Here is an 8,094-nt window from a genome sequence, read left to right as displayed (position 1 = left end):
TTCGGATACGGCGGGCGGTTGCGCCCTTGACCGTGTTGATGAACCTCACGAGGTCCGTGGTGGGTTTCGCTCGGAACAGGATGTGAACGTGGTCGTCCTCTCCGTCGAGGTTCGTCAGTTCGACGCCGTAGTTGTCCGTGAACCCGCTGATGACCCCGCGAATGAATTGGGTTCGCTCCTCAGTTAGCACTCCGCGGCGATACTTCGTGGTGAGTATCAGGTGGTAGTGCAGGGAGTACGTCGAATGCGCTCCCGAATCGAGGTCGTATTCCATTGGGTTCGTACAGTTATATGGTACCCCAACGCAAAAACGCTGCGACTACGTGGATTTGTGGGGCTGCACCCGTATTGCTGTATGAACAGGTGATGACGGCGCTGTATCCCCACCCTACTCCGCTCCCTTCGGTCGCTCCGTTGAGGGTGGGGGCTTAGCGCCTATATCCAGCTAAATCGCCGAGTACCCCCCGTCACACGACTGCAAACCCGACTCCGGCGGACACGTTTAAAAGGCTTCGCCGGGTATTTCGCCGTATGCAACACGTGACGGTTCCGCAGGACCGCATCGGCGTCGTTATCGGCGCCGGCGGCGAGACGATGCGCGAGATCGAAGAGCGGGCGAACGTGCGGCTGGACGTCGACTCGGAGTCGGGCAGCGTCGCCATCGAGGAGCGCGACGACCCCGTCGCCGCGATGGTCGCGCCGGACGTGATCAAGGCGATCGGGCGGGGGTTCACGCCGGAGACGGCGCTGTCGATCCTCGACCACGACCTCCGGACGCTCGACCTCATCGACCTCTCCGAGCACACCCGCAACGACAACGACCTCCAGCGCAAGAAGGGTCGGATCATCGGCGAGAACGGCCGGACTCGGGAGCTGCTGGAGGAGCTCTCGGGCGCGAACGTCGTCGTCTACGGCTCGACCGTGGGCGCCGTCGGCCAGCCCGAGGAGCTGGAAGTGGTCCGTCGGGCCGTCGGGATGCTGCTGGACGGGGCCCCGCACGGCGCGGTGTACTCGTACTTAGAGCGGATGTCGAACGAGCTCGACGACGACGTGAGCTTCAGCGCGCCCCAGTAGCTGGTACTCGATCCGGGCGTCGGTTTACTTTTAAATGATCGGTGCCGGCGAGGCGGTGAACGCCGCCAAAGCCCCAGCCGCCTCGCGACTGCCCGTTCGAATCCCACCCCGCACCGCCCGGCACCGCAGCCTCACACCTCCCCGGCCTCGTCGTCGTCGGCTTCCCCGCCGGCTGCCAGAGGCGCTTCGCGCCTCGCTGCCGCTCGCTCGGGTGTTTATAAACCGTCATCGCCGACCCGCCGGCGCAAGGTTCGCGACCGGCACCGGGCATTATTGTCCCCGACGACGACGTGGCCGACATGGACCAGATTGCCTTCGGCACGGACGGCTGGCGGGCGACGCTCGACACCTTCACCGACGAGCGCGTGCGGATCGTGGGACAGGCGGTCGCCGACCACCTCGAGGCGGCGGGCCACGACGAGCCGGTCGCGGTCGGCTACGACGCCCGCGAGACCTCGGAGGGGTTCGCCGAGAGCCTCGCTGAGGTGCTCGCCGGCAACGGCTTCGACGTCCTCCTCCCCGAGCGCGACGCGCCGACGCCCGTGATCGCGTACGCCATCGTCGACCGCGGGCTCGCCGGCGCCTGCATGGTCACCGCCTCCCACAACCCGCCCGAGTACAACGGGGTGAAGTTCATCCCGAGCGACGGCGCGCCCGCGCTCCCCGACGTGACTGAGGACGTGGTCGACCGCCTCGCGGAGCCCGACCTCCTCCCCGAAGCGGAGCGCGGCGAGATCTTGCGAGTCGACCTCGTGAGCGCCCACGCCGACGCGGCCCGCGACCTCGTCGGGGGCGACCTCGACGGGCTCACGGTCGCGTACGACGCCATGCACGGGAGCGGCCGCGGCGTCACCGACGCGCTCCTCGAGGCGGCCGGCGCCGAGGTCGTCCGGCTGCGCTGCGAGCGCGACGTGACGTTCGGCGGCGAGTCGCCAGAGCCGAGCGCCGAACACCTCGAGGAACTGGCCGAGCGCGTCACCGACCCCGAGAGCGACGTCGACCTCGGGATCGCCAACGACGGCGACGCCGACCGGATCGCGGTCGTCACACCCGAGCGCGGCGTGCTCGACGCGAATCTCTTCTACGCCGCCTGCTACGACCGCCTGCTGGAGGAGGACTCCGGCCCCGCCGTCAGAACCGTCTCGACGACGTTCCTCGTCGACCGGATCGCGGAGGCGCACGGCGAGACGGTGTACGAGACCCCGGTCGGCTTCAAGTGGGTCGCCGAGGCGATGGGCGAGCACGACGCGCTGTTCGGCGGCGAAGAGTCCGGCGGGTTCACCCTCCGGGGACACGTCCGGGAGAAGGACGGCGTGCTGATGGCGCTGCTCGCCGCGGGCACCCACGCCGCGGAGCCGTTCGACGGGCGAGTGGACCGCCTGCTCGACGAGCACGGCCATATCGCGGCCGGGAAGGTGTCGCTCGACTGCCCGGACGACCGGAAGGCGGGCGTTCTCGACGAGCTGGAGGACCACATCCCCGAGTCGGTCCGCGGCTCCCCCGTCGCGAAGGTCGTCACGCTCGACGGGTTCAAGCTCCTCTTGGAGAACGGCTCGTGGCTGCTCGTCCGCCCGTCCGGGACCGAGCCGAAGCTCCGGGTGTACGCCGAGGCCGACGGCGACGAGGCGGTCGCGGAGCTGCTCGCCGAGGGGCGGGAGATCGTCGAGCCGCTGATCTGAGCGCGAAGTCGCCCTCGCTCCCGACCGCGGCGACGACCGGCTCGAACGGCTCCGCCTGCGGCGGGCGCCGGCGACGCTCGCGGTCGTCGTCGCCCGCCTCATCCGGTCGGTTTGAGCGTTTCCGTGCCGGTCCGATCGGGTGCCTTTTTAGGTGATACCGCCGTAGCCGAACGTATATGTTCAAGGCCATCGTGGGCGCGTCGACGTTTCAGGACGCGCTCGATTCGGTGAGCGTGCTGGTCGACGAGTGTAAGATCCGCCTGAACGAGGAGGAGCTCTCGATCCGCGCCGTCGACCCCGCCAACGTGGGCATGGTCGACCTCACCCTGGAAGCCGCGGCGTTCGAGTCGTACGAGGCCGACGGCGGCGTCATCGGCGTCAACCTCGCCCGCCTCGAGGACATCGCCGGGATGGCCAACTCGGGCGATCTGATCCACCTCGAGCTCGACGAGGAGACCCGCAAGCTCCACATCCAGATCGACGGACTCTCGTACACCCTCGCGCTCATCGACCCCGACTCCATCCGTCAGGAGCCGGACATCCCGGACCTCGATCTCGCCTCCGAGATCGTCGTCGAGGGCGCCCAGATCGACCGCGGGATCAAGGCCGCCGACATGGTCTCGGACCACATCCGCCTGCGCGTCGACGAGGCCGACGAGGCGTTCTTCATCGAGGCCGAGGGCGACACCGACGACGTCGACCTCCGGCTCGCCCGCGAGGACCTCATCGCGCTCACCGCCGGCCCCGCCGACTCGCTGTTCAGCCTCGACTACCTCAAGGACATGAACAAGGCGATCCCCGGCGACGCCGAGGTCACCATCGAGCTCGGCGAGGAGTTCCCGGTCAAGCTCCACTACGGGTTCGCGGAGGGGCTCGGACACGCAACGTATATGCTAGCGCCGAGAATACAAAGCGACTGAAACGGCCGAAAACGGCGCTCCTGGAACCGCCTCAAACGAACTTTTCTCTCCGATTACGCCTCCGAGAGGACCGGAACCGACACCGTCACCCTCGTCCCGCGCGGGTCGCGGTCGGCGTAGTCGACGTCGGCCCCGACCGCCGCGGCGCCCCAGGCGACGACCCACAGCCCCAGCCCGGAGCCGTGTTCGAGCGCGGTCTCCCGCCCGGACTCGACCGTCGCGATCTCGTGGTCGGGGATGCCCGGGCCGTCGTCGTCGATCGTGAGGCGGAATCGGGTGGGGCGCCCTCTGTCGCCATCGCCGTCGCCTTCTCGGCCCTCGTCGCCCGCGCGCCCGAGCGACACCCGGACCCACGGCCCCCCGTCGTCGCGCTCGACGCCCTCGCCGTCGTGGTGGTGCAAGGCGTTCTCGACGGTGTTTTCGACGACCGCGCGGAGCGCCTCGGCCCTGACGTGGGTGGTCCACGCCTCCCCTCCCTCGGTCTCCGCGTCGCGCTCGACGTCGAGCTCGACGGTCGCGTCGGGCGCGCGTTCGTGCGCGTCGGCGACGACGTTCTCGGCGAGCTCGTCGACGGCGACCGGGTCCGCCTCGCCGTCCGAGAGGAGGTCCTCCACGGTGCCGGCCTTCTCCCCGAGCGCGGCCAGCGCGCCCGACCGGCGCTCGATCGCGTCGGCCATGCGTACCAGTTCGGGATCCTCCAGCCGGTCGGTGAGTAACTCGCCGTAGCCGCGGACGGCCCCGGCGTCGTTCCGGAGGTTGTGCCGGAGCACGCGGTTCAACACCTCGAGCTGTTGGCGCCGGCGCTCCCGCTCCGTCACGTCCGAGAAGACGACCGTGTACCCCACGCGGGTCCCGCTGGGGTCGGTGAGCGGCGAGGCCGACACCGCGTACGTTCGGCGTCCCGCGCCGTCGCGGGACTCGACCTCGACCGTCTCGCGGCCGGTCCCGTCCTCGCCGTCCCGCCCCTCGCCGCCCTCTCCGATCACTCCGGCCGGGAGGTCGAGGAACGCGTCGAGCGGGCGGTCGCGGACGGCCTCGGCGTCCACGCCGAGCAGCGACTCGGCGGCGGGATTGAGGCGGACGATCCGCCGGTCGAGCGCGAGTGCGACGATGGGGTCGGCGAGGTCGTCGATCGCGGTGCGCTCGGCGGCGCGGCTGGTCGTTGGGTTGCGGTCGAACATCTCCGCGCGGTCGAACGCGTACGCGTCCAGCAGCATATGCGGGACGAACAGCAGGGGCGCGAGCTGGAGCTGCGGGACCGGACCGAGCTCCAGGGTCCACGCGACCAAGGCGAACCCCGGCGGCAGCGAGCTCAGCGCGACCGCGGCGCTCTCCCGGCGGTACAGCGGGCCGTAGCTGAGCAGGGTGTCGACCAGCAGAAAGACCGCGCTGGCGACGAGCACGGTCTCGACGACGACGACGAGGTACGCCCACGGGCCGAACGCGTACGAGACCGTCGCGACGCCGAACGCGGGGTCGATCCCGAACCCGGTCCAGAACGCGCCGTGCAGGGAGTTCGTGGCGAGGAGCGCGGTCGAGAGGAGGCCGAAGCCGACGACCGCCGCGAACGGCCGGCTCCGGACCACGTCGCTCCGGCCCGTGTACTCCAGCGCGAACCCGAGGAAGGCGACTCCGGTCCAGAGGATGCCGAGCCAGGCCGTCCCCTCCAGCACCGCTCGAAGCGTCGGGTCGGTGACGAGGAGGCCGACGCCGTAGGAGAGACACCACGCCGTCTGCGCGGCGAACACGCCGAGGAACCAGTCGACCCCCGGCCGTCCCCGGTGTTCGCGGATCGCCAGCGCGAGCGCGAGCGCCCCCGCCCCGCCTGCGAGCGATCCGAGCACGGGCCACGCCGGGACGGCGTCGAGCATGTGTCGGTCACGAGGGGCACCCGCGGCGTAAAACTATCGTGCGCCGCCGCCCCCTCGACTCGCTCCGCCGAACGCCGGAACGCCGCGGCGACGGGAACGAGGAGCAGCGCGCCGAGCAGGAACGGCGACGCGACGGCGGCGGTGTAGAGGGGCCGCCGCTGCGGTCGGCGGCTCCGAGGTTATACGCTGAACAGGCGCAATACCACGGCGTTCACGCCATGGATACGCGCCGTCACTTGGGGAAAGTATCCACGTTCGACAGCACTCCGAGTTTTAGAATACTGGTGTTTAAGCGACAGGAAACCCTATTAGTAGGTAGGAATCGGTCGGAACGGAGCGGATTCCGAGCCGTCCTTCGGAGGTGGCCTGTCCACCCGCGCAATGAGACAGTATCCGAAAGGGTAGTCGGTGAACGCACATTCCAGAAGAGTGTGTCTGTGCCGACTGCTCAAAGCGAGTCAGAAGGTACCCCCGAGTCCGCTGACGCCTGCTGGCGTCCCTGTGGCAAAAACAACACTGAGACGCCGTACACGACCGAGGATAGGGGTAACGGCCAGTTGGCATGGCCAGCAGTCCACCAGTCCGACGCTGTGGGACTACCCGTGCCCGAAAGGGCTGGTAGTCCGGTGATTGGACTACAGACCTGAAACTCCCACCGCTCGGGATTCCTCCGCGTTTACGCGGAGGAGGATGTCAAAAATGTCGCTCGATAACGCGTTTCGCGGACTGTCCTTTCTCCTTCCAGCCGTACCCCTCGTCGTAGACGTGGCGCTTGGCGTCGACGAGCTCTTCCGGCGTCGACTCCTCGAACCCGCCGCGGTCCCACGCGCCGGACTCGCGGAGCCACTCGACGACGTTCTCGCGGGTCTCGGGCCACGAGAGCCCGACCATCTCGTACCACGCGACCATCGCGAAGACGGCGTTGTCGTGGCAGCCGGGGACGGAGCCGTGTTCGTAGACGGTCCGCATCGGGTCCCGGGTCGGCTCCGAGACGAGCTCCTTGAACTCGGCGGCGGTGAGCAGCCGGAGGCGGTCGCCGTCCTCGACGACGCGCTGCTCGCGTTCCAGGGCGTCGAGCGCGGCCTTGTGGAGCCCGCCCCACTCGCCGTGGACCGCCTCGCGGAGCGTGGACTCGGCCATCCCGTCGGGCTCGGCGGTGAGGACCGTCAGGAGGTCCGTGTACGCCTTCTCGATGGTCGGCCAGCTCACGCCCTCGAAGTCGCAGTCGGCGTCGTGGAGGCTGTTGGTCGTCCGACAGCCGGGACACGGGTAGCGGAACGTCGGCACTGGGTGAGCATGCGCGGCCGCCGGAGTTAGGGTTTTCGCGACGGGCCGCCGCGCCCGACTCCCGAGACCGGGGCGGTCCGGTGGCGCCAGAGACCAGCGCGGTCGATCACGCCGTTCCGAAACGTTTACTCGCCGGCCGGCCGCGGTTTCAGACGGTATGACAAAAGTGAGCGTCATCGGTGCGGCGGGGACCGTCGGGGCCGCGGCCGGCTACAACCTCGCGCTGCGCGACGTGGTCGACGAGCTCGTCTTCGTCGACATCCCGGACCAGCGCGAGACGACGATCGGGCAGGCGGCCGACACCAACCACGGGATCGCCTACGACTCGAACACGACCGTCCGGCAGGGCGAGTACGAGGACACCGCCGGCTCGGACGTCGTCGTGATCACGGCCGGGATCCCGCGGAAAGAGGGCCAGACCCGGATCGACCTGGCGGGCGACAACGCGCCCATCATGGAGGACATCGGCTCGTCGCTGGCCGAGCACAACGACGACTTCGTCACCGTCACCACCTCGAACCCGGTCGACCTGCTGAACCGCCACCTGTACGAGGCCGGCGACCGCGACCGTCATCAGGTGGTCGGCTTCGGGGGGCGGCTCGACTCCGCGCGCTTCCGCTACGTCCTCTCCGAGCGCTTCGACGCGCCCGTCCAGAACGTCGAGGCGACGATCCTCGGCGAGCACGGCGACGCGCAAGCCCCCGTCTTCTCGAAGGTGCGCGTGAACGGCCGCGACCCCGCGTTCGACGCCGACGAGAAAGAGCAGATCCTCGCGGATCTCCAGGAGTCGGCGATGGACGTGATCAGCCGGAAGGGCGCCACGCAGTGGGGCCCCGCCACCGGCGTCGCGCACACGGTCGAGGCCATCCTGCACGACACCGGCGAGGTGCTCCCCTGCTCGGTCGTGCTCGACGGCGAGTTCGGCCACGAGGACACCGCGCTCGGTGTCCCCGCGAAGCTCGGCTCGGACGGCGTCGAGGAGGTCGTCGAGTGGGAGCTCGACGAGTACGAGACCGACCTCCTCGACGAGGCCGCCGAGAAGCTCTCCGAGCAGTACGAGAAGATCGCCTGAGGGACGGCGACGATCGAGATCGAAGCGCCGTCTTCCGTTCACCTTTTATATCGAAACGCAGATCGCTGACTGCTGTTTATAAATCCGCCTGAGTTACGGTGATGATGAACTTGAATCCCGGATCGTTGCGGCGCGTGCCGGCGAGCGGCCGCCAGGCCGCGAGCAGCCCGCGCGAGGGAGTCGGGGGGGGG

The 8,094-nt window shown here is 69.2% G+C and carries 7 protein-coding genes; 4 read left to right on the top strand and 3 right to left on the bottom strand.

What is annotated here, in order from left to right; genetic code table 11:
• The coding region (gene tnpA, locus N5096_RS09355; protein ID WP_267664191.1) for an IS200/IS605 family transposase at positions 1–274 on the bottom strand (274 nt) is incomplete at its 3' end.
• Positions 275–531: 257 nt separating this feature from the next.
• Between tnpA and N5096_RS09350 the strand changes: the two genes are divergently transcribed.
• The 3 genes from N5096_RS09350 to N5096_RS09340 all read left to right on the top strand — a co-directional run bounded on the left by N5096_RS09350 (position 532) and on the right by N5096_RS09340 (position 3,673).
• Positions 532–1,074 (top strand): KH domain-containing protein, encoded by a 543-nt coding sequence (locus N5096_RS09350; RefSeq protein ID WP_267664190.1) that lies wholly within the window; start codon positions 532–534, stop codon positions 1,072–1,074.
• Between the two features lie 299 nt (positions 1,075–1,373).
• Entirely contained in the window at positions 1,374–2,753 is a 1,380-nt protein-coding gene (locus N5096_RS09345) for a phosphoglucomutase/phosphomannomutase family protein (RefSeq protein ID WP_267664188.1), read from the top strand.
• Between the two features lie 176 nt (positions 2,754–2,929).
• The gene (locus N5096_RS09340; protein WP_267664186.1) at positions 2,930–3,673 is read left to right on the top strand and encodes a DNA polymerase sliding clamp; all 744 of its coding nucleotides are present in this window, start codon (positions 2,930–2,932) and stop codon (positions 3,671–3,673) included.
• A 53-nt stretch (positions 3,674–3,726) separates the two neighbouring features.
• Here the strand turns inward: N5096_RS09340 and N5096_RS09335 are convergent, their stop codons facing one another.
• Together N5096_RS09335 and N5096_RS09330 are read right to left on the bottom strand one after the other, a co-directional pair.
• On the bottom strand, positions 3,727–5,544 hold the full coding sequence (locus tag N5096_RS09335; protein ID WP_267664185.1) for a histidine kinase N-terminal 7TM domain-containing protein: 1,818 nt from the start codon (positions 5,542–5,544) through the stop codon (positions 3,727–3,729).
• A gap of 693 nt (positions 5,545–6,237) precedes the next feature.
• Complete coding sequence (locus N5096_RS09330; protein WP_267664183.1) at positions 6,238–6,831, bottom strand: DUF7474 family protein; 594 nt, start codon at positions 6,829–6,831, stop codon at positions 6,238–6,240.
• 157 nt (positions 6,832–6,988) lie between these two features.
• Between N5096_RS09330 and mdh the strand changes: the two genes are divergently transcribed.
• Entirely contained in the window at positions 6,989–7,903 is a 915-nt protein-coding gene (gene mdh, locus N5096_RS09325; protein WP_267664182.1) for a malate dehydrogenase, read from the top strand.
• Positions 7,904–8,094 lie beyond the last annotated feature (191 nt).

The sequence above is a fragment of the Halorubrum yunnanense genome, assembly GCF_026586675.1.
Classification (GTDB): Archaea; Halobacteriota; Halobacteria; order Halobacteriales; family Haloferacaceae; genus Halorubrum; species Halorubrum yunnanense.
Note: the sequence above shows the minus strand (reverse complement) of the source record. Positions and strands in the feature narration are given on the sequence as shown.